15 protein-coding genes and 1 pseudogene are annotated in these 21,296 nt (G+C 70.0%); 10 read left to right on the top strand and 6 right to left on the bottom strand.

The window, feature by feature from the left end:
* The first annotated feature begins 276 nt into the window (after positions 1 to 276).
* From ACIRG9_RS07900 to ACIRG9_RS07885, 4 genes are all read left to right on the top strand, one after another.
* On the top strand, positions 277 to 804 hold the full coding sequence (locus ACIRG9_RS07900; RefSeq protein WP_402851814.1) for a hypothetical protein: 528 nt from the start codon (positions 277 to 279) through the stop codon (positions 802 to 804).
* Positions 805 to 962: 158 nt separating this feature from the next.
* Positions 963 to 2,354: a hypothetical protein gene (locus tag ACIRG9_RS07895; RefSeq protein ID WP_402851812.1), complete on the top strand. Its 1,392-nt coding sequence runs from the start codon at positions 963 to 965 to the stop codon at positions 2,352 to 2,354.
* A 67-nt stretch (positions 2,355 to 2,421) separates the two neighbouring features.
* Entirely contained in the window at positions 2,422 to 3,657 is a 1,236-nt protein-coding gene (locus tag ACIRG9_RS07890; protein ID WP_402851809.1) for an AAA family ATPase, read from the top strand.
* Positions 3,654 to 4,904, top strand: a complete 1,251-nt coding sequence (locus tag ACIRG9_RS07885; protein WP_402851806.1) for a VWA-like domain-containing protein — start codon at positions 3,654 to 3,656, stop codon at positions 4,902 to 4,904. Before ACIRG9_RS07890 ends, ACIRG9_RS07885 begins: the two co-directional genes overlap by 4 nt.
* A 121-nt stretch (positions 4,905 to 5,025) precedes the next feature.
* Here the strand turns inward: ACIRG9_RS07885 and ACIRG9_RS07880 are convergent, their stop codons facing one another.
* From ACIRG9_RS07880 to ACIRG9_RS07865, 4 genes are all read right to left on the bottom strand, one after another.
* Complete coding sequence (locus tag ACIRG9_RS07880; protein ID WP_402851804.1) at positions 5,026 to 6,417, bottom strand: hypothetical protein; 1,392 nt, start codon at positions 6,415 to 6,417, stop codon at positions 5,026 to 5,028.
* Positions 6,407 to 7,012, bottom strand: coding sequence for a SigE family RNA polymerase sigma factor (locus tag ACIRG9_RS07875; protein WP_402851802.1), 606 nt, complete (start codon positions 7,010 to 7,012; stop codon positions 6,407 to 6,409). Before ACIRG9_RS07875 ends, ACIRG9_RS07880 begins: the two co-directional genes overlap by 11 nt.
* A gap of 358 nt (positions 7,013 to 7,370) precedes the next feature.
* On the bottom strand, positions 7,371 to 7,616 hold the full coding sequence (locus ACIRG9_RS07870; RefSeq protein ID WP_402851800.1) for a hypothetical protein: 246 nt from the start codon (positions 7,614 to 7,616) through the stop codon (positions 7,371 to 7,373).
* A 24-nt stretch (positions 7,617 to 7,640) separates the two neighbouring features.
* Positions 7,641 to 9,266 (bottom strand): glycosyltransferase 87 family protein, encoded by a 1,626-nt coding sequence (locus tag ACIRG9_RS07865; RefSeq protein ID WP_402851797.1) that lies wholly within the window; start codon positions 9,264 to 9,266, stop codon positions 7,641 to 7,643.
* 232 nt (positions 9,267 to 9,498) lie between these two features.
* Here ACIRG9_RS07865 and ACIRG9_RS07860 point away from each other — a divergent pair.
* The 3 genes and pseudogenes from ACIRG9_RS07860 to ACIRG9_RS07850 form a co-directional block, all read left to right on the top strand.
* Positions 9,499 to 10,038: pseudogene (locus ACIRG9_RS07860) on the top strand (trypsin-like serine protease); the annotation flags it as partial.
* A gap of 6 nt (positions 10,039 to 10,044) precedes the next feature.
* On the top strand, positions 10,045 to 11,691 hold the full coding sequence (locus ACIRG9_RS07855) for a hypothetical protein (protein WP_402851932.1): 1,647 nt from the start codon (positions 10,045 to 10,047) through the stop codon (positions 11,689 to 11,691).
* 17 nt (positions 11,692 to 11,708) lie between these two features.
* A complete protein-coding gene (locus ACIRG9_RS07850; protein ID WP_402851794.1) occupies positions 11,709 to 15,374 on the top strand; it encodes a hypothetical protein in 3,666 nt (1,221 codons plus the stop codon).
* A 295-nt stretch (positions 15,375 to 15,669) separates the two neighbouring features.
* On the opposite strand, the gene ACIRG9_RS07845 is transcribed toward ACIRG9_RS07850, so the two are convergent.
* A complete protein-coding gene (locus ACIRG9_RS07845) occupies positions 15,670 to 18,912 on the bottom strand; it encodes a S8 family peptidase (protein ID WP_402851791.1) in 3,243 nt (1,080 codons plus the stop codon).
* 367 nt (positions 18,913 to 19,279) lie between these two features.
* Here ACIRG9_RS07845 and ACIRG9_RS07840 point away from each other — a divergent pair, with 367 nt between their 5' ends.
* Positions 19,280 to 19,498, top strand: a complete 219-nt coding sequence (locus ACIRG9_RS07840) for a hypothetical protein (RefSeq protein ID WP_402851788.1) — start codon at positions 19,280 to 19,282, stop codon at positions 19,496 to 19,498.
* A 258-nt stretch (positions 19,499 to 19,756) separates the two neighbouring features.
* Here the strand turns inward: ACIRG9_RS07840 and ACIRG9_RS07835 are convergent, their stop codons facing one another.
* Entirely contained in the window at positions 19,757 to 19,975 is a 219-nt protein-coding gene (locus ACIRG9_RS07835; RefSeq protein ID WP_402851929.1) for a hypothetical protein, read from the bottom strand.
* Here ACIRG9_RS07835 and ACIRG9_RS07830 point away from each other — a divergent pair.
* Together ACIRG9_RS07830 and ACIRG9_RS07825 are read left to right on the top strand one after the other, a co-directional pair.
* Positions 19,904 to 20,170, top strand: a complete 267-nt coding sequence (locus ACIRG9_RS07830) for a zinc ribbon domain-containing protein (protein WP_402851926.1) — start codon at positions 19,904 to 19,906, stop codon at positions 20,168 to 20,170. The genes ACIRG9_RS07835 and ACIRG9_RS07830 overlap by 72 nt on opposite strands.
* Before the next feature lie 104 nt (positions 20,171 to 20,274).
* The gene (locus tag ACIRG9_RS07825; RefSeq protein WP_402851785.1) at positions 20,275 to 21,114 is read left to right on the top strand and encodes a CHAP domain-containing protein; all 840 of its coding nucleotides are present in this window, start codon (positions 20,275 to 20,277) and stop codon (positions 21,112 to 21,114) included.
* Positions 21,115 to 21,296 lie beyond the last annotated feature (182 nt).

Raw genomic sequence — 21,296 nt, 5'->3', positions numbered from 1 at the left:
CGGACCCGCCGCGTACTGCGTCGCGGGGATGATCCCGCTGTTAAGCGGACCGTCGTGGTGTGCTCGGCCACTTGCGGCATCTGTTGGCTCAAACGTGCGGGGCGGGCTCGGCTGGCCACCTGGTTTGTAGCTGTCGGAGCGACCGTCTCGGCGAGTTGCCGGTGCGCATCGGAAGGGCGTAATCGCGAAGCGTCACTGCCGTACTAGGATGATCTAGAGGGTGTGTGTCGGAGTTGCCGGCGTTTGTGCATGTGGCCGTGAAGTGAGGACTGCCGGTTGACGATGAGCATCAACGAGCTGTTCGCTGCACGTCTCGCCTTCCCAGTGGGCGACCGGGTGCGCGGCACCGTAGGTGCTATCCCGATGGGCGCGGGACGGGCAGGCCTACTGGTGGACCTCGGTCAACTGCCGCAAGGGCGGGTCGACGTCCTGCAACTGCCGGACGACCCGACCGACTGGCCGGCGGTCGGCAAGACGGGGCTGTTCGAGGTGCTGCAACACCGGCCTGGTCAGGTGCGGTTGTTTCCGTTGGACGCCGGGATGCGTGGCCGACGGACCCGCTTCTCCCGCTGGTCGGGTGTGGAATGGGCCGCGATCACCAGGCGTTACCCCGTGGGCGCACATGTTCTGGGAACCGTCACGAACGTGTTCCCGGGCAACCGGGAGTACACGGTCGCGTTCGACGATTGCTGGTCGGTGGTCGAGTACGAGGACAACGCTCCGTCGGTCGGCTGGGCGGGCTCGTTCCGTGTGACCCGGCTGCTGGAGTGGACCCACCGAATCTTGCTGGTGCCAGCAACGTAGACGTTCGGGGTTGCTCCCCGGGTATCACTCGATGGCACAGATCCGGATCCGGTGCAGGTTGGATTGGGCCTTGGCGTAGCTCACGACGGGGGGCTATGCTGCGCCGCGATGAATCCCTTTCTCAGATTGGGGGTCCGGTTCGTGCAAGGTGAGTGCTGATGCGCTCCCCGGCCGCGAATGCGGATTCCCGTCTTTCTCTCTGGCGGCGGGTACGCGAGTACGCCGTACCGCCTTCCATGATCGAATCCGCGACCGCTTGTCGTCGCGTCGGTGACTGGGCCGGCGCATGCGCCGCCGCTCGCGTCGACGTTGATCTGGACCTACGTGCCGTGGCTCGCCGCCGCGGCGGCGACCTGGCCGCTCGGCTGCGGGCTGATCTCCGGTATCTCGCGCCGGATCTGCTGCGCTGGCACATGCCGAGGATCGCTCCTGACGGGCTGCTGCGCCCGGGCCTGACCGTCTCGCTGGCCCGGTACGGCCCGGCGGAACACGACGGCGCCGAGCCGGTGCACCTTGTGGCCCGGACGCCACCGGGCTGGGCGGATGCGGGTCAGCGGATCAGCCTGGCGTTGTGGCCTGGAACCCGCGACGAGGGCGAATGCCCTTATCCGCATCCGCATCCCGATCGTCGGTTCCGCCTTGACCTGCACCGCCACCTATGGGACGCGCGGAGAACCGACGAGTTGCGGAGCCGGTCGGGGGCAGAGCAGTCGCCCTCTGACATCGCTGCCGCGATGCGCCCTGACCCGCCATGGGACGCCTTGCGGGAATGCGGTTACGCGGTGCACCGGTGGGCGGCCGAAGCGACGCTGCTGCTCCAGGCCGAGGGTCGCACCAGCGGTGGCGTGGTGGTGCGGCTCGGGCCTCGACGTCGTCTGGTCCTGGACGTCGCTCCGGCAGGCGCGGACCTGCGGGCGCCCGCAGCGCGGATCGCCGGGGCACCGCGGGCTGGTGGCGTTGCTGGGCTGCCGGCGCTGCCCGACGCGGCGACGTGGATGGCTCCCGACCTGGAGTTGCTGCGCTGCGGGCTGATCGATGTCGACCGGCTTCACCCGCTGGTGGCCTCCGCGCTTGCGCCAGGTCAGCCAGCGGCCGGCACCCCGACCCTGTTGGCAACGTCACGTCTTGTGGCCTGCCGGGGTGTGTGGCATCGGATCGGCCTGGTGGACGGGGTGCTCACACCGTTGGACCACGACCCGGTGGAGATCCGCCGGGAGGAACTACTGGCTGCGCTGACCGGGACCTCGCTGCCCTGCCTGCGGGCGATCGACGAGGCGCACCGCCGTCCGGAGTGCCTTCCCGACATCCGCGCCCGCCTGGACCATGGCGACACCGTCGGCGCACTGGCCGCCGTCGAGGCCCTGCTCGGACCCGACGCGCTCCTACGCAGCGGAGAACTGCGGGAGGAACTGGAAAACGCCGCGCTGCGACGGATCACGTACGGGCTGTTCCGAGCCGGGCTGATCGGACAGGGACCTGCTCCCTGCTCCCGGGACTGGCAGCCCAAGCGTGACCGCCGCACCCACCCACGTCACGCGATCGCTCGCTGACCAGCGGGACATCTACCCCTCGACCGGCTCCGAGCCGGCCACGCCACGACCTCACAGGTGATCTCAAATGCCTTTCGCCCGTACCTCGATCGAAACCGCCCCGAGGCCGCAGCTGGACGTCGCCGCCGACCTGATCGCGCTGCTGTCCGACACCACCACCGAAACCCGCGCCAACCCGCAGCTGGAGGCGCTGACCCTGGCTGTGGCCGCCGACCTGCCGGTGCTGCTGTGGGGCGAGCCGGGAATCGGCAAGACCGCCGCGTTGACGCAGCTCACCGCATCCCTGGACCTGCCGCTCACGACGGTGATCGCCAGTGTCCACGAGCCCTCTGACTTCTCGGGGCTGCCGGTCGTCGGCGACGATCCGGCGACCCAGGGCGTGCCGATGGCGCCGCCGGACTGGGCCGTGCGCCTGGTACGCGCCGGTCGCGGACTGTTGTTCCTGGACGAACTGTCGACCGCCCCGCCCGCCGTGCAGGCCGCCCTGCTCCGCCTCGTGCTCGAGCGGCGGATCGGCAGCCTGCGCCTGCCGGCCGAGGTCCGGATCGTGGCCGCCGCCAACCCACGATCCTCCGCGGCCGACGGCTGGGAGCTGAGCCCGCCACTGGCCAACCGCTTTGTTCACCTGCAGTGGGCCCACGACCACGAGGTCGTCGTACGGGGACTAGGCGGGACCTGGCCCCGGGCCGCCCTGCCCCGACTCGACCCGGCGCGGCTGCCGGACGCCGTCGCCCTCGCCCGTCGCGCGGTGTGTGGGCTTCTGTCGGCCCGCCCGGGGCTCGTGCACCGGCTGCCCACCGGTGAGGCCGGCCGCGGTGGGCCGTGGCCGTCGCCTCGCAGCTGGGAGATGACCATGCGCCTGATCGCCTTCGCCACTGCGGCCGACGCCTCCCGGGAGGTCCTGTCGATGCTGGTCAGAGGCGCCGTTGGCGACGGCCCTGGACTGGAACTGCTGGCCAGCCTGGACCGGATGGACCTCCCCGATCCAGAGGTGCTGCTGGCTGATCCGGCCGCCGCCGTGCTGCCCGAGCGGGGCGACCTACGCCAGGCTGTTCTGGACGGTGTGGTGGAGGCGGTACGCCGGCGTCCGGAGCGATCGCGCTGGGACGCGGCCTGGGCCCTGCTGGCCCGGGCGTTGGAGACAGGCGCCCCGGACCTGGTGGTCATGCCCGCGTCCACCCTCGCCCGGCTGCGCCAGGATGACTGGGACGTGCCTGCGTCGATCGAGCGGCTCGCCGGGGCGGTGTCTTTGTCTCGACGGGCCGACCAGACGGCGGCGCGGGTCGCGGGGACCGGCCGATGAGCACCGACCACGCCGGGACGCTGGACCGGGACAAGCTCTTCACCGCGCGACTGCACGCCGCCCGGGTTCGGCCCTACCTGGCGACGGCGCTGTTCGCGCTGCACGTGGTCGAGTCGCGGAGGGTGCCGACGATGGCGGTGGACCGGCACTGGCGGTGCTACGTCTCGCCCTCGTTCGTGGCCCGGACCCCGGTGGAGGAGCTTGCCGGAGTGTGGGTGCACGAGGTTTCGCACCTCCTGCGTGACCATCACGGGCGCGGCGATCGGGTCGCCCGGGAACGGGGGTTGACCGGGCCGGGGGAGCGGCTGCGGATGAACATTGCGGCGGACTGCGAGATCAACGATGACGTCTTCGGCGAGGGGCTGGTCCGCCCCGAAGGCGCCGTCGATCCCGCCTCCCTACGGCTGCCCGAGGGACAGCTGATGGAGGACTATCTGCGGCAGTTCCGACTCGGGCCGCGGACCCAGCACCTGGCCTGGCTGGACTGCGGCAGCGGCGCCGACGGATTGCAGCGGGAGTGGGACCTCGGACCCGACGGCGCGCACGCCCTCAGCCCGCAGGAACGAGACGCGGTGCGGTTCCGAGTGGCCGAGGGCATCACCGGCCGACCGGGAAACGCCCCCCAGAGCTGGCGACGGTGGGCGGAACAGGCGTTCCACCCACCGCAGCCCTGGCGGGAACTTCTCGGAGCGGCGGTGCGCTCGGCGGTCTCCGCGCCCGGCCTGGGCGAGGACTACACCTACGGCCGGCCGTCGCGGCGCTCCGCCGGCGCACCCGGCGTTATCCTGCCGGCGCTGCGACGTAGACCCCCACGGGTCTGCGTCATCATCGACACGTCCGGCTCGGTCAGCGACGCCGAACTCGGCAGCGCCGTGCTCGAGGTCGCCGCGATCTCCCGGGCCGTGGGCGGCCGCCGCGACCTGGTCGCTGTGCTGCCGTGCGACGCGGCTGCCCAGGTCGTACGCCCACTGTGCCGAGCCGAGGACATCCCACTGGTCGGTGGCGGGGGTACGGACCTGCGTGCCGGGTTCGCCCGCGCGCTGCGAGACAGACCACGCCCGGACGTCATCGTCGTACTGACCGACGGGCAGACACCCTGGCCGACCTCACGACCGCCATCCCGGACCGTCGTCGGACTGTTTCCCCGGATCGCCGGGTGGAACGAGGACGATCCCGACTACGTGCCAGACTCACCGCCCGAGTGGGCGCGCGTGGTCACCATCGGATCCGCTCCCAGCGCTCGGTGAACCCCAGCCCACGTCCGCAGACCGGCGGTAAGTTGCATCTCTGCCCGTCGCTGCCGGGCGTTGCGACCCGCATGCCCGGCCGGCGTTGGGCTGGACCGGACATGCGGTCAACACGCCACGGTCACCAGGCCGACATGGTCGGCTCACCAAGTTCGCTGAAGTTGGCGCTGAGGCCCGGTGTGGTCTCGGTTCGCAAGGGCCGGCCGTTCTTGTTGAAGACCTTCACCTTGGCTACCTGACGAGGATCGACGCGTATCGCGCCCGCCCCGGTGTTGAGCCGGCCGCTGGCGATCGTTCGCTCCTTTCCGTCGAGCAGTTCGACCCGGGCCGCCGATGCCGGCCCGATGACCAGCACGCCGCCTGTCTCTCCCGGCACCCGGACGACGATCAGATCAGGGCTTCCAGTGGCGGTCCAGTAGTCGGACGGTGACCCCGATCCCGGTTGCGGCGGCCCAGCCTCGGTTTTGAGCAACGCGGCGCAGCCGGCGTCGGCCGAACAAGAACTCACCAGCACGGCCGCTGGCGCGCCGGGAACCCAGTCGGGCAACCGTCCGCCCCATATCACTTGAGGTGCCGGTCCGGTGAGTCCGTGACTCTCGATCAGTCCGTGCAAGTCACGCACGGCGGTGGCGGCAAGTGTGGCATCCACCGAGCCGCGCGCATCGGCGGTGGAAACCGGCGATGCCGCCTCCGTCGGGATGAGCACACCCAGTTCTGCCGGACCGGCATGCCGCACCACGCCGCCGCAGGTGAACCGCCACCGTTCGGTCACGTGGCCCGCCCGGACCACGAAACCATCGGTGCTCACCACCTGCCAGCTGCGGGCAACCGATCCGTCCGGCTGGATTCGGCCGTCGGTGGAGGTTTCGACGCGACATCCGGCCGGTGCGAGTCCGACCATGAGGTCGGTGATGTGGCGGCCGCCCACCAGCGATTGTCGGCCGAAGAAGACGTAGGGTTCCAATGGTTGCGGCTCGTCCGGGGTGCCGGTCACGCTCAGGAGTTCCGTCACGGGCGCCGCAGCCTGCCCGATACCGTAGCGGAGCAGCGCGTGTGAGTCATCGAGGAAGGCCACCACCACCGTCCGGGCGCCCGGCGCGTCGTGTGCGAGCAATACCTTCACCTCGTCGAGCGCCGGATCGACCAGCAGCTGGGCGCGAGCCGCCCGGTACTGCCGCTCGATGTCCGCGATGAGCGCCTTGTCACCGGCGAGGTTGCCCCGGGTCGGTGAGTCCAGCAACTGTCGCACTATCGGCTTGTCGATCCGGCTCGCCGGCTGGTACGTCCCAACTGCGGGCGGCGGCGACGATGCCGCGCCGGTGACCGTCTGCCGGCCAGCCGCACCGAATGCCGGCAGGGCGATCGCCATCGCCGCTAGGCCGGCCACGCACGTCACTGCCATCCGCCGCTGCCGGCGCCGACGGACGCGGACCAGCAACCGCTGGTACGGGTTGGGGTCCGGTACCACCGGCTCGGCGAGCCGGGCCAACGCTTGCCTGATCTCATCGGCCATCGTTCACACCTCTCCATCTCGTCATAGCCGGTGCCACGTCTAACGGCGCCTGACTGTCCATCGGCGGTGCCTGCTCATTCGATGAAGATGATTCGGCTGATGAGGCCGGTAGCACCGTGCGTAGCCGAGCGAGCCCCCGCGACGTCTGGCTCTTCACCGTGCCGATCGAGCAACCAAGCGTCTGGGCGATCTGCGCCTCGGGGAGGTCCTCCCAGTAACGCAGCACCAGTACCGCCCGCATACGAGGCGGCAGGCTGTGCAACGCGGTGAGCACCTCGTCGCGTACCACGATGTCGTCCGCTACGTCTGGACTCGGCCCCCGCTCGGCGTGCAGCCGCCGGGCACCGGTCACACCGGCCAGGAACTCCCGGGAACCAAACCGATGCCACAGGCTGACCCGCTCGTTGGCCATGATTCGGCGGACGTAAGCCATCGGGTCATTCACCTGCCGCCAGCGGCGCATCACCCGCATCAGCGCGCTTTGCACCAGATCTTCGGCTGCGTGTCGAGTACCCGTGAGCAGGTACGCAGTCCGTATCAGATCCGCGTAGCGGATCTCGACGAACTCGCGGAAGCCGTCATCCGTCACCTGCACTCTCCAGTCCTTACCGGGGCGTCACCGACGAAAGGAAGACCCTGGGACGGCGAAAAAGGTTGACCGACGGTCGCAACTCCTCCGAGACCTCCCGATGCACCAGATTCAGCCGGAACCACGCGGCTAGTTTCTGGATCTGGCCCACTTTCCGTGATCCGGATTGACCCGGGGCAGCGGCCACGTCCTCTATGTAGAGTGCCTCGTGCGATCGGCTGAGCTTGTTGCGTTCCTGCCTCATCTGGCGCCTGTCGTGATTGAGCGAGTGGAACGGCAGGGGTTTGGCCTGCGGATTCGGGTCGCCGGGCTCGCAGGGTTCACAGCCGCTACGAGCCTCGGCTCAGCGACGCGGTGGTGGCGGTCAGCCGGTGGAGATTCGGCTGCGGGTCCGTCGAGTCTTTGCGGCGCGACGCGCTGCCCGGCCCGAACGTTCGCCGAGCAAGTCACCGCAGGACAGCCAGGTCCACGCACCGGCCGGCAGCTTCGCGATGAGCTGGTCGGCTCGGGTGGTGGTGAACAGCCCGGAGGCCACCTCGTCGTCACGGCGGGTGGCGTCCGCGTGGTTCACCGCCGACGAGGCGTACGGGCAGAACCCGGGGGTGCGCACCTGGCAGGAGGATGAGGACATCGCCTACGTGATGGCCGGCCGCGGGCCGGTGCTGGCGTGGAAGGCTGCGGTCAGTTCCTCGTCGTACGTGGCGAAGGGCTGGCCGTCGGCCCCGTAGGCAACCAGTTGGCCGTGTGCCATGTTGGCGGAGCGGAACGAGAAGACCCGGGGTCCGGGGTAGGCCTGTAGCAGCGGGATCTGGCGAGGCGCGCCACCCGGAGCGGATGTGTATTCCAGTCGGGTGACCGCCGAGGTCACCACCCCGTTGACCCGTACCTTGGTCTTCTCCGTCGCGGTTCCGAAGGTGACGGGGGCGTCCGTCGCGAAGGCCGCGCACTCGGCTTCGCTCCGGCAGACGAAGAAGTAGCGCGGGTTGCCCACGTCGGCGAGGGCGTACGCCTTGAAGGTCGGATCGGCGCCGGCCGGCAGCGGTTGGACGGCCAGGAAGGCCGCCGCCGCGGCGGCCGCGACGCCTGCCCGCAACCAGCGCCGGGCGACCACCGTCGAGGTGCGTGCGGTGACTGCGGTCATCGCCAGGCCACCGAACCCGGTCATGCACACCGCGACGGCGCCGAGCACGCGGGCGTTCTCGAACAGGAACTGGATTCCCGGCCGCATCGAGACCGGACTCAACAGCGCGCCGAGGGAGAGGGTCATGACCACCAGCAGGGCCGCTCCGGCCACCCGCCGGGCGGGTCCTGTGGTGCCGACAAGCAGCATCGCCGCGAGCACGGGCCAGACCTGATGGTGGGTCCAGGAGACCGGCGAGGCGGCCACAGTGGCGCACCCGACGAGCACGGCAGCGTGGCCAGGGCGTCCCTCCGCCACCAGTTGCCGGGCCCGGAGCAGGGCGACGCCGGCGATGATCGCCACCAACGCCGCCCAGATCACCGGCAGGGACGCCGGTGCGATCCCGACCCGCAGCAGCATCCCGTGTACGGACTGGTTTCCCAGCGAGGCCAGGTTCCCGATCCGGGAGGTCTCGATGATCGTCCCGGTCCAGAACGTCCAGCTGTCCGCCGGCAGCACGGCCGCTCCGAGCGCGGCGCAGCCGACGAACACGGCGATCGCCCGGCCGGCCTCGCGGTACTGGCGGGAGATCAGGAAGTGGACGACGAACAGCAGCGGGGTCAGTTTGATCGCGGCGGCGATCCCGACGAGCACCCCCCGGTACCGGGCTGGGGTCAGTCCCGCCCCGTCGATCAGGGCGAGCAGCACGATGAAGATGCTGACCTGGCCGAACCGCAGGTTGCTCTGCGCCGGCGCGGAGATCATCAGTCCACAGGCGACCGCGGCGATCCCCGCTCGGCGCTCCGGTTGGTCCCGCACGAGCACCCGACCGATCACCGCGGCGATGGCGGCTACCGCCGCACAGGTGAGCGCCAGCCAGATCCACCGCAGCACCGGCTCCGGCACGATGGCGATGGGCCGGAGCACCAGGGCAGCGAAGGGTGGGTAGGTGAAGGGGCCGCCGTTCGCTGCGACGAACTCGTACAGTGGGTGACCGGCCCCGAGGTGGCGCATCGCCCCGTAGTAGATGTGCAGATCGGAGAGGCGTTCCCCGGTGGGCCGGCGCATCACCAGCGCCGACGAGACCATGGCAACGGCACCGAAGCCGGACCACAGCGCGACCACCCGAGGCTGTTTCATTCGGTGAGTGTAGGAATGCTGACCGATCCGCGCGGTCCCGCCCGCGGCGATAAACAGGCCGGCTCCAACCCGAGATCACGGGCGAGGTGACAAGGTCGGGCATCCTGCCGCGATGTTGTGGAGCTGCTGATTCACCTCTTCGTCGGTGGCCAAGCCGGGTGCGGTGACGCTGACGCGGTGCGTGCTGATGTCGTGAAGCCAATGTGAAGCTGCCGCCTGATTGAGTGCGGGCATGTTGAGGCGTGTTCTGGTTGTCCTGTCCGTGTGTTTGGCCGGTGTCTCGTTGGGTGTGACTCCGGCCAGTGCGGTGAGCGGCGGCAGCGTGATGCCGGCCGGCTCGTCGGAGTTTGTGGTGAGGCTGAACGTCGGTGACTCCCATGCCTGTTCCGGGGCGCTGGTCGCCCCGCAGTGGGTGATCACGGCCGCGAGCTGCTTCGCCGTTGACGGAAAGATCAGCAGCCCCGTGCCGAACCAGCCGACCACCGTGACGGTCGGTGGCCGCAGCCTGCCGGTAGTGCGGATCTCCCCGGCTGGAAGTCGGGATGTGGTGTTGGCCAAGCTCGCGCTGCGAGTCCCGGACGTCGCGCCGGTCGCGGTGAGCGGCAGCGTCCCCGCGGTCGGGGACGCCGTTCAGGTTGCCGGTTATGGCCGTACCGCAACCGAGTGGGTCCCAGATCGGCCGCATGCGGCGCCGGGAGCGGTCAGTGCCGTTGCCGCTGATTCATTCACCTGGTCCGGGCAGGACGCGAGCGCCTGCCAGGGTGACCTGGGCGGGCCGGTGTTGCGGACCGACGGCGCGCTGCCCGAGCTCGTCGGCCTCACCCTCGACTCCGAGCAGGGCGGCTGTCTCGACGGGCCGGAAGCCGGCCACGAGGCCACCGTGGAGCGGGTCGATGGCGTCGGGACGGCGGGCCTGCCCGATCTGCTTTCCACCTTCCGCGCCTACCACAACAGCGCGACCGGCATCGGCTCGTACGACCTGGCTGATGTCAGGGATCAGGTCGTGCCGTTCGACTTCGACCATTCCGGGAAGCTGGACCATCTGGTGGCGTACCGGCCAGGGACGGGCATCATCCACATCGTCAAGCACAACGTCGGCGACACCTACACCACGATATTCACCAGTTCTGCCGGTATAGGTGGCTACAACCTTGCGAACGCCGCCGACCGCATCGTGCCGTTCGACTACGACCATTCCGGGAAGTTGGACGCTCTCCTGCTGTACCGCCCGGGGAGCCGGACCGCGTGGGTGCTCAGGCACGGGGCGGGCAACACGTTCACGGCGGCGTACAACAGCGGGGCGGGTATCGGCGAGTACGACCTGGCCGACCCCCGGGATCAGGTGTTGGCCTTCGACTACGACCATTCCGGGAAGTCGGACCACCTCGTGGTGTACCGGCCGGGCGCCGGCATAGTCCATGTCGTCAAGCACGGCGCAGGTAACTCGTTCAGCTCGATCATCAAGAGCACGGGCGGTATCGGCGGCTACGACCTCAAGGGTACGACCGACCGGATCGTTGGCTTCGACTACGACCATTCGGGAAAGGCGGACCACCTCGTCGCGTACCGGCCGGGCAGCCGAACCGCGTGGGTGATCAAGCACGGCGCAGGCACCGCGTTCACGGCCGTGTACAACACCAGCACCAACGGCATCGGTAACTACGACCTGGCCGACACCCGAGACCAGCTGCTCGCCTACGACTACGACTACTCGGGAAAGTTGGACCATCTCGTGCTGTACCGGCCGGGGGCGGGCATGATCGCCGTGGTCAAACACGACGGGGGCAACACGTTCCGGCAGGTGTTGACCAGCAACGGCAACGGTATCGGCGGTTACAACCTGATGGGCGCCACCGACCGGATCGTCGCCTTCGACCACGACCACTCGGGCGGCCCGAACTACCTGGCCGCCTACCGTCCGGGCAGCCGGACCGCATGGGTCGTGGGCCGCGATCGCCCGCGCGAGGTCGTGTGGGTGACGCCGCGGACCATCACCGTCCATGACGCCATCATGGAGCGTTTCAGCTACCCGGGGGCCGCGGAGATCCTTGCGCAGCTGAACGTGCGGCTCATCTCCGGCGACGGGCACATCCTGCTCGCCGACTGCAGCACCGCACCGGTGGACAACATTGGCGTCATCCAGGTGTTTACCACCGAGCGGGTCGGTCCCGACCGGGGCGGACTCGTCTGCTTCAAGGTCAACGGCTCGACCGGACGGCTGGATCTCGAGGTGCCAGGCGTCTACGCGATCCGCGGCGACGGCCAGGAGCAGGGCTACGGCCACCAGCTCACCGCAGTGGTGGACACCCCCAGCGGCGCCCCAACAAACGTCGTGGTCGACCCCTCCGGCTTCGCGATCGTCGGCCAGGGCGTCGACCCGAACAACGAACCGACGACGCTGCTGCAGCTGCGGGTCCCCGCATGACAAGGATGGTGAACCCGATGAGGATCCTGCGGGCGCTGTTGACCCTGCCGTTGGTGGTCGCGCTCGTCAGCGTGCCGCGCCAGGCCGCACAGGCCGCACCGAGCTGTGATCGCGCATCAGTCGTGATGGCCTGGCACGACAGCGGATCACAGGTACGAGCCGCGGCCGAGCAGGCATTGCTCGGGGGCGACGCGGAGATCTGCGCCTTCCTGGACACCGAGTGGCAGCAGCGCGGCAAGGTGGACGCCCGTCTCAGCGTGGCCCAGATGCTGGCCAAGGGCGGCCCGGCCATACGCACCGCGTCACAGCAGGCAATGGACTCGACGGACCCGGCGTCGCTGGGTGCATTCCTGGACTCCGGCTGGCGCCAACCGTGGGTGACCGACCAGCGCGTACGGATCACCCAGATGATGGCGGCCGGTGGCGCGCAGTTGAGGGCGGCCGGACAGCGTGCGATCGACGCCGGCACCCCGCAGGCGCTGGAGACGTTCCTGGACTCGGGGTGGCGGCAGCCACAGATGACTGACGAACGGCTGCGGATCGCGCAGATCATGGCGGCCGGTGGTCCGCAGGTACGCGTGGCCGCAGGGCGTGCGCTGGACGCGAACACCCTGGCGGCGTTCAGCCGGTTCATCGACGTGGACTGGGGTGTGGCGGCGGCCCGCGACCAGGAGACGCAGACGCTGACCGACCTGCTCAAGGCGGCCGAGGTGGCCGGCGCGCGGGCGGCGGCAGAGACCCAGGCGGCCAAGGCCGAGGCCGAGCGGGCGGTGGCCGAGGCAGCGGCCGCCAAGCAGGCCGCGCAGGCGGCGGCGGAGGCCACCCGGCAGGCACAGAACAACGCGGCCGTGGCGGCGGCCGAGGCCCAGCGGGCGGCCGAGGCCGCAGACCGGGCGGCGGCAGCGGCGCAGCAGGCAGTGGCCGCCTCGCGGGCGGCGACCGCGGCGGCCCGGGTGGCGGCCGGGGCTGCGGCGCGGGCCGCCACCGCTACGGCACGCGCCGGAGAGGCGGCCTCGCGGGCCTACCAGGCCGCGGCAGCGGCCGCGACGAACGCCGCGGAAGCCCAACGGGCCCGTGACGCGGCGGTCCAGGTGCGCGCGGTTGCGGAACAGACGCGCAAGATTGCCGAGGCGGCGAAGGCTGCTGGCGAGGCGGCCTTCCTCGCCGCCTACGCGGCGTCGGAGGCCGGCGGTGCGGCCGCCAACGCGAACGCCTCGGCACAGGCCGCTACCGACGCCTACAACTATGCGAAGGCGGCCGGGGCAGACGCGTCGGCGGCGCAGGCCGCCGCGGCCCGGGCGCGCGCGAACGCGAACCGGGCCACCCGCGCGGCGAACGCGGCGGCCGCGTTCGCCAACACCGCTGCGGACGCGGCGTTCAAGGCACGAGACGCGGCCAACCGCGCGGTGGCCAACGCCAATGCGGCCGCGGCGGCCGCGGAGGACGCGGCCGCGCACGCGGGAGAGGCGGCCCAGGCCGCCACGCGGGCCACCGCCCACGCCAATGCCGCGACCCAGGCGGCACAGGACGCGGTGGCCGCGGCCGAACAGGCCAAAGTGGTGTATGACGCCGCACGGACGGCCGATGCCGAACGGATCAGGACCGTCTTCGAACAGGGTGACGAGGCCGCGATCACCATGGCCACGGAGGTGGCTCGGCAGCAGAAGCGGGCCGGCTGGGACGCCGAACAGGCGGCCAAGCGCTCGGCAGAGACCAACCGGCTGATCGCCGAGGCCACCAACCCGGCCACGCCGCACGCCACGGCAGTGCTGGACGCACGAAAGGTCGCCCTGGCTCTCGCCGGCTCGGACGGGAACTGGACTCGGACGGCGGCGCTGGACGCGCTGGGCGGCAGCGACGAGGTCGCGCTGTCCTTCGTCGGCGCCGGGATCGCGATAGCCGCCGCCCAGGACGACCGGACGACCGTGGCAGCCCTGGCCGTCACCGGCAGCCAAGCGATGCGAGCGGCCGCGCAGGCGGCGCTGAACGGTTCCGACGCCGATGTGGCGGAGTTCCTCCGGACCCAGGACTACCCCGGGCGGCTCACCGACGACCGGCTGGCGGTCGCCCAGATCCTGGCCGCCGCCCGTGACGCCGGTAACACGGTCACCGTGCAGCGGGCCCAGCAGGCCTTGGACGCGGGGACCGACGCGGCGCTTCGGCGGTTCCTGGAGACCGACCAGTACCCGGCCGCGACCACGGACAAACGTCTCAAGGTTACGCAGATCATCGCCTCACCGAACAGCGGCCCTGAGCTCAAGGCGGCCGCGCAGATCGCGCTGGACGGCCCGCCGGCGTTCCTGGACCAGTTCCTCGACGTCAACCAGTACGGGGCGGCCCAGCGCGACCAGGACACCGCGGCCCACGACGCGACGGTCTCGGCGCTGCTGTCGCAGGCCGCCGGGGTCGCCGCCACGGCGGTGCAGCACGCCATGGAGGCGCAGGCGACGGCGGCCACGGCCCGCAAGGCGGCCGCCGAGGCCGCCGCGTACGCGCAGCAGGCGGTCAACTCGGCAAACGAGGCTGCCGGCTACGCCCAGCAGGCACAGGTCTCGGCCGCACAGGCGAAGGAATCGGCGGACCGCGCCGCCGCCTCGGCCCGGACCGCGGCGGCCGCCGCGAAGACAGCCACCGCCGCTGCCCAACGGGCATCCCGGTCGGCGGCCTGGGCAGCGGCGTCGGCGGAGCAGGCCGTGAGCTACGCGGTGGACGCGTATGTGTCAGCCAGCGGCGCGTACGACGCGGCGATCGCCGCCGGCAAGAACGCCGAGGAGGCGGCGGCCGCCTACGTCGCGGCAGCCAATGCGGCCCAGCAACTGGCCATCGACAACACGATCCGGTGGGCGTACCAGCAAAGCTACCGCTGCACCGCGCCGGGGGTCGATACGGAGAAATGCCTGGACAATGTTTTCCGCATCATCGAGAACCCGGCCCGGGTCGCCTACTTCAACGGCGGCATCTGCCAGCTCCTGTACCAGAAGGGCAGCGACTTCTACAACGCCTGCCTCAAGGACGTGTTGAACCCGAACTTCAAGCAGAACCAGGAGGTTTTCCAAGCGACCGTCGGGCTCGTTCTGTTCGAACTGGTGTTGGAGACACTGGTCGGGATCCCTGCGATGCTGATGATCCCGATCGCGGCTGCCAACTGCGCTGCCTGCCCGGCGATCCTGGAGTTCTTTGCGCCCATGCTGTCACCGGAAATGGTCGGAGTCCCGGTGGGGGGAATCACCCCCATCGCCGGCGCGGTGATCGATCTCGAACTGGCCGCCTTGTTGGAGCGGATGGCGGTCCAGCTCGTGGCACTCGACGCGGCAGCCGCCCAGTTCGTGTCCAGCTTCCAGTGGCTGTGCGCTGGCTCCGCCCAGTGCGGAGTCTGGACTGCGAGCCAGACCACGACGCCCCTGTCGAACGCCTTCTATCAGTACCTCAAGCATGGTGCTGACTTCCCGGATGTCCACGACACGGTCGGCTACATCCAGAAGGCGACCGACTGGCTGCACCACCCGACGTCAACCACGCTGACCGGGGTCAAGGCCAACGGGGACATCGTCAGGTTTGATCCGACCAGCAACTGGTTCGGCATCATGACGAAGGACGGCGTACCGAGGGTGTTCTTCATCCCGGACCCTGCCCAGCACGGGTATCCGACGAACCTGGACTACTTCAAGGCCCAGTATCCCTGAACCTGATGTGCCGCATGTGGGGGCTCGTCCCGGCAGAGCCCCCACAGGGGTGCGGCTGGAACCTGCAGGAGCAGCTGGCGGGCCTTCCGTGTGACACCTCACCCCAGGCAACCGCGTCGCCAGCGCGTACGCCGAACGCGGCTTCGCCGCCCCCGGTGCCGTCACCGTCGTCCCGGCCGGTGGCGTCACCCGCGTCGACTGATCATCCGGTCCAGACGGCCGACACGTGCGGGCCGTAATACCGGTGGAGCTGGGGCCCTGGCGACCGTGGTCGCCAGGGCCCCTCATCCGGTGATCAGCGCAGTTCGTACGCCCGGATGATGGTCTGGTCGAAGGTGTTGCCCTTCGCGTCCGCGCCCGAGGCCTTGAGCGACACGAAGCCGCGGGCCTTCGGGTGGGTCACCTGCACCTGCCACGACCCGCCGTGTTTCAACACCGGCACGGTCTTCCAGGTTTTCCCGTCGTCGTAGGACACCTGTACGGTCAGCTTGTTCACCTGTCCCGAGCCCTCGGTCTGGGTGATCGTCATCGGGTAGACGGACACGCTGCCGGCCTTGCCGACGTTGTGGTCGTCCAGCAGGGGCGCGAAGCTGACCGCGGTCAGCGGCAGCGCCGTGGGTTTGTCGGCGTGTGCCGAGCGGAACGTCCAGCTTATCGACAGCTTGGTGGTCAGGCGCGAGTCGCGCTCCAGGCTGCCGTCGAAGCGGAACGTCGCCGCGCCCGGGGCCACGTCCTCGGCGTACAAGCCCGGTTCCTGGTCGGACTCGGCGATCAGCTCGCCGTTGCGGTAGAGCGCCCCGTGCCCCGAGGTGATCTGCCCGAAGCCGGCCCGGCCCTGACCGTCGCCGAGCAGCCCAGGCGAGATGTACATGAGGTCGCCCTCACGCCCCGCCGGCACGTTGCCGGGATAGAACGGCGCCACGCTCGGCCCGAACACGCCCTTGTTCCACTGTTCCTGGTAGGTGCGCCCGGCTCGGTAGGTGGCCAGTGCGGCGTGAGTGGACAGCGTCTCCGGCCAGTCGTCGCCCTCGGCCGGCCCCTCCACGACCAACACGTTGTGCCATGGCGCGTCACTCGCATAGAACTCGGTGTGGGTGGACGGAAGCGGAGTCTCCCAGGCCAAGGACCAGCTGCTGTCGGCGTCCCGTGGTGCGAAGGCGAACAGCTTCACACCGGTGCTGCCGGGCACCACCGCCGCGTGCGAGGCCCGCACCGTGGCGAAGTCCGTCGGCCGCAGGTGCTTGACCAGCCCTTCGAGCAGGCCGCTCTCGCTGTGCCAGCCAACGTTGTACACGTACGGCGTGTCGGACCGGCCGCCCTGCTCGTCGACCTTGACCAGCGTGCCGCTGAACTGCGAGCTCAGGCCCTTCGGCGGCTTGGGCCCGATCAGCTTGCTGAAGATTGAGGCGAAGTCGTCCTTCCCGACTGCAATGTGGAAGTTGTCATCCGCGCCCACGGTGTAGGTCGTGTTGAACGCCGCCAGCATTGGCACCGCGTTCGGGTCGGGCACCGTGACGTCGAAGCCCTTCGCGCCGCGGGCGTCCATCGACACCGTCGTCGGCCCGTTGATGGTCAGCTCCGGATACACCAGCTGTGAGGTGCTGAGGCGGCCCCCGTTCTCCTCGTCGACCCAGCTGAACGCGAAGTACTCACCCGGGGAGAGGCGCAGGTCGTCGCTCGCGCCGAAGACCATGTCACTCCAGCTCAGGTCCTTGCGCAGCAGCACCGTCATCGCGTCGTCGGCCGGAGCGCCGCCGCGTTCGGTCGCGGTGACCTTCACCGGGTACTTCAGCTCCTCCCGTACCACGCCGAACGGGGTCTGCACCGAGACGCCCGCCGCGGTCGCCGTGACCTGGCCGCCGAGACCGCCGGTCACATCACCGCCCTGGCGGGTGTCGGCGCTCAGCGTCACCGACGCCTGTCCGCCGGCCGGCACCGTCACCGTGTCAGCACTGAGTGAGAAGATCCCGGCCGGCGCGTCGGTGGTCAGCCCGAGCCGCAGAGTCACCGCAGTGCTACCGCTGTTGTGGTAGGTGACGGTGCTGCTGCGCACCTCGTCGTTGTCGTGCGGCCACTCCTGCCACCCGAACGTCACCGACGTCGGCGAGGTCGTGACCTGCTGGCTGATCGCTCGGGCCACGTCCACCCGACCCGCACCCTGTGCGAACACGCCCACACCGTCCGACGGCTTGGCCGAGGCCATCAGCGTCGCCTTCAGCTGCCCCGCAGCCCACTGCGGGTGGGCCTGGCGCAGCAGCGCGGCCGCGCCCGCGACATGCGGAGTCGCCATCGACGTGCCGTCCAGCGGCATGTAGAGCTGCCCCGGCTCGCCGACGAACCCGTCCTTGCTGCGCGCCGCGACGATACCGACCCCGGGCGCGGCAATCTCGGGCTTCACCGCCCAACCGTCGGCGCTCGGGCCCCGGCTGGAGAAATCGGCAAGCTCATCAGACTTGGTGAACGCCGCCACCGCCAGCGCCGCCTCAGCGGTCGCCGGGGACCCGACGGTCTCATCGTCCCCGTCGTTGCCCGCCGCGATGACGAACAGCGTGCCGTACTGCGCCGTCAGGTCGTTGACGGCCTCCTCGAGCGGGTCGACCCCGGGACCGTTCGACCCGCCGAGGCTCAGGTTGACCACACTCGCCCCGGACTCGGCGGCCCACTGCATACCGGCCACGATCCACGACTCCACGCAGCCGCGCTGGACGCAGACCTTGCCGTCTAGCAGGGACGCGCCAGGCGCGACACCCTTGTACCTCCCGCCGGAGCCGGCGCCACTACCCGCGATGGTCGACGCGACGTGAGTGCCGTGGCCGACCAGGTCGCGGTCGTCCTCCATGCCCTCGGTGAAGTTCTGCCGCGCCGAGATCTTTCCGGCCAGGTCGGGGTGCGTGTCGTCGATACCCGTGTCGAGCACCGCGACGCGCACCCCGGTGCCGTCGTAGCCGGCCGACCAGGCAGTGGGCGCCCCGATCAGCGGGACGCCCTGGTCCAGCGCCGGCTCGCGTACGGCGTCGAGCCAGATCTTGCCCGCGGTCACGCCGGTGCGGGTCGCCCGCCAGCGGGAGGCGAGCGACTCGGTGGGCGTCTCGGCGGCGAAGCCCCGCACCGCGGGCAGTCGCCGCTGCACGGTCAGGCCGGGCACCGCGGTGGCACCGGACACGATCAGCGGCACCGACGACGGGCGCGCCGCCTGCGCCGCGAGCAACTCGGTCAGATCGAACAGCCGTCGGTCAAGTCGGTCCGCCCGCAGCAACGGCACCGCGTCGGACGGGATGACGAACTGGTGCTTCCCGGTCCGGTAGCTGTGGAACGTGACGCCCTTACGCGGCGCAATGCCGAGCCGGCCGTCGCCGGCCACGGTTACCCGGTCACCGGTGATCAGCGTCACCGTCCTGGACTCGCCGGTGGCGGGTGCCGGCTTGACCGCCTGCGGTGCGACCGCCGGCCTGGCACCCGCGATGCCGGGCGTGCCCGTCAGCAGCGCGCCGATGATTCCCCCGGCCAGTAACGCCTTCCTGCTTCTGCTGGATCGCATGTGCCTCCCCGTCCACTTCGGACAGTCCATCGTGGCCTGTCTTTTGTAGAGTGTGCTGGACGGGTCGATGCGTTACTTGGAACGACGAAAAAGCCTTGAATGCCGTCGCGAGCGGGGCCCCGCATACCAGCCTGACCTGCAAGATCAGGTTGGAAAGGGCTCAATAACTTGAGCCATCAGTACGAGATGCGGTAGGAGATCGACTTGGTTGACCGCCAGGGACGCTCGGACCTGCACTACTCTGCGCTCAGCGGCAGCGGGGATGAGGCCCAGGCTCTGCTTGACGCCGGGCTTGGTCCCAACCTTCCGACCCTTCACCGAGCAGAGCGGTGCCGCCGCGTTCAACCGCCTATTGTCCGATCCCGAGGTGCCGCACACCACCATCACGCTCCACCTGGCCGCGAGGATGTCCGGCACACGTCACGTCACCGACGTGCGCCAGCAGGCCGCCGCGTTCCCCGCCCTGATCGCCCTGGCGAATGACGATTCGCTGGTCGCCGCGATCGACGCCGCCTACAACGCGGCAATCGCCCACGGCGACGACCGCGACCGCTTCCTCACCGAAGCCCACACCGCCCTACCCTGAACCGCCGACCCTGCATGCGAAGCCAAAGGCGGCACCAGAGGACATCACTAATGCGTGCGCAGCTGAGTCGACGACTGCCCCGACCGAACGCATGACGGTGCCGCGCCCGCGCGCTCTCATACCGACGAGCGCGTGCCCGAGCTCGTTGGAGTGTCATGATCGGCGGCGATGAGCAGCGGTGAGGATTCCGAATTCGCCTCATGCCGCTGTACGTGCGCTGGGCCGCTGAAGCCATGCACAGGGTGCTGCCAGAAGGAGTCATGCCGCCCGAAGCCAGCGCCGGTGGATGTCCTCGTAACGCAGCGGATCAACAGCGGCCGGGTCGTCGAGGAGGGCGACCAGCAGGGCGCCGTTGGGGAGCCGGCGCGTACGGGCGGCGACCTCGGGCAGCTGTGGCGGTGGCAGATGACCGCCGGGGCGGAGGTAGGTCCACCAGCCGAGCTCAGCCGGCCAACCACCGGTCGGGTGACCTGCCACGCCTGCAAGCATGTCGCCCCGGAATCCCGCGAGAGCCAAGCGGTCTTCCGGTGCGTCGCCTGCGGACACCAGGACCACGCCGACGTGAACGCGGCCAAGAACATCCTCGCCGCCGGACTGGCGGTAACAGGGCGTGGAGACCTCGCCGTTGGGCGGTCTACGAAGCGCCAACCACCCGAACTGGTCGCCGCGTGAACACCGATCAGACACGGGAATCCCCGCCTCCAGGCGTGGGGAGGAGGTCACCAATAGCTTGTAGGGTGGGTCGGCCCTTATCCGCTGTTGGAAGGAAAGTGGACATGCCCAGGACCACCGTTCGCGTCCTCAGCGCCCTCGGCGCGAGCGTGCTCGGCGCAACTCTCGGCGTCCTCGCGGTCACCGCCCCCGCTCAGGCGGCCGCCCGCGACGGAATCTGCGACACCGGCGAGTTCTGCTACTACTACAACAGCGACCACGCGGGGTCGGTCTCCGACCACACCGGATCTCTGGCCAACTACGGCACCACCCAGCCGGACTGCTACGAGTTCAAGGGCGCCGGCGCCGGCCAGGGCCTGTGCATCAAGAACAACGCCGCCTCCGTGTGGAACCTCACCAGCAGCACCGTGCGGGTCTACTACAACAGCGACTACGACGCCTCCTACGCCCACCAGGACCTCGCACCCGGCGCGAAGACGAACCTGAACGCCACACTGAAGAACAACAACGCGTCCCACCAGCTGATCTCCGGAACGAGCTACCCGGCGAAGGACGACTACCCGTACAAGGGTCAGAGCACGGGCCTCGACCCCTGGAACTTCTGGAAGGGGCAATGCACCAGTTTCGCGGCCTGGGCGCTGCGGAGCCGGGTCGGCGTGCCATTCAACAACCAGTATGGCGGGGCCATGTGGGGTAACGCCGGGGACTGGGTTGTCGCCGCCGGAAGCGCCGGGGTGCCGGTCCACAACAGCCCGAAGGCCGGTGACATCGCGGTCAGCCAGGGCGGCGCCTACGGTCACGTCGCCTTTGTCACCAGCGTCAACTCGAACGGCACCTTCGAGGTCGACGAGTACAACTACAACGTCGCGGTCGCGTACAGCCACCGGACGGTGTCGGTGGGCACCGCCAACAACCAGTTCTCCAAGTTCATCCGCTTCAAGTGACCTTCCGTTTCGGCTGAGGGATCGTGGGCACGCCCGCCCCGTCGGGCTGGCGTGCCCGCACCGGCCGCCGCCACGCCTCTCCCCGTACCGCCCGTGGAATCCCCGCCTCCAGGGTGGCGGAGGAGCGCGCCAGTGGTGGCGGCGCTCCGTCCGTAACCGGCGCTTGGAGGCGGATCAGACGG

Source organism: Micromonospora sp. NPDC093277 (assembly GCF_044765245.1).
GTDB lineage: Bacteria > Actinomycetota > Actinomycetes > Mycobacteriales > Micromonosporaceae > Micromonospora.
The sequence above is the reverse complement of the archived record's forward strand: the minus strand, read 5'-3'. Positions and strand labels throughout refer to the sequence as shown.

Excerpts from the sequence above, each read along its gene's own strand:
- ACIRG9_RS07880 (WP_402851804.1), bottom strand. The coding sequence starts at position 6,417 with ATGGCCGATGAGATCAGGCAAGCGTTGGCCCGGCTCGCCGAGCCGGTG.
- ACIRG9_RS07865 (WP_402851797.1), bottom strand. The coding sequence starts at position 9,266 with ATGAAACAGCCTCGGGTGGTCGCGCTGTGGTCCGGCTTCGGTGCCGTT.
- ACIRG9_RS07890 (WP_402851809.1), top strand. The coding sequence starts at position 2,422 with ATGCCTTTCGCCCGTACCTCGATCGAAACCGCCCCGAGGCCGCAGCTG.
- ACIRG9_RS07830 (WP_402851926.1), top strand. The coding sequence starts at position 19,904 with ATGACCGCCGGGGCGGAGGTAGGTCCACCAGCCGAGCTCAGCCGGCCA.
- ACIRG9_RS07885 (WP_402851806.1), top strand. The coding sequence starts at position 3,654 with ATGAGCACCGACCACGCCGGGACGCTGGACCGGGACAAGCTCTTCACC.
- ACIRG9_RS07895 (WP_402851812.1), top strand. The coding sequence starts at position 963 with ATGCGCTCCCCGGCCGCGAATGCGGATTCCCGTCTTTCTCTCTGGCGG.
- ACIRG9_RS07850 (WP_402851794.1), top strand. The coding sequence starts at position 11,709 with ATGAGGATCCTGCGGGCGCTGTTGACCCTGCCGTTGGTGGTCGCGCTC.
- ACIRG9_RS07825 (WP_402851785.1), top strand. The coding sequence starts at position 20,275 with ATGCCCAGGACCACCGTTCGCGTCCTCAGCGCCCTCGGCGCGAGCGTG.
- ACIRG9_RS07845 (WP_402851791.1), bottom strand. The coding sequence starts at position 18,912 with ATGCGATCCAGCAGAAGCAGGAAGGCGTTACTGGCCGGGGGAATCATC.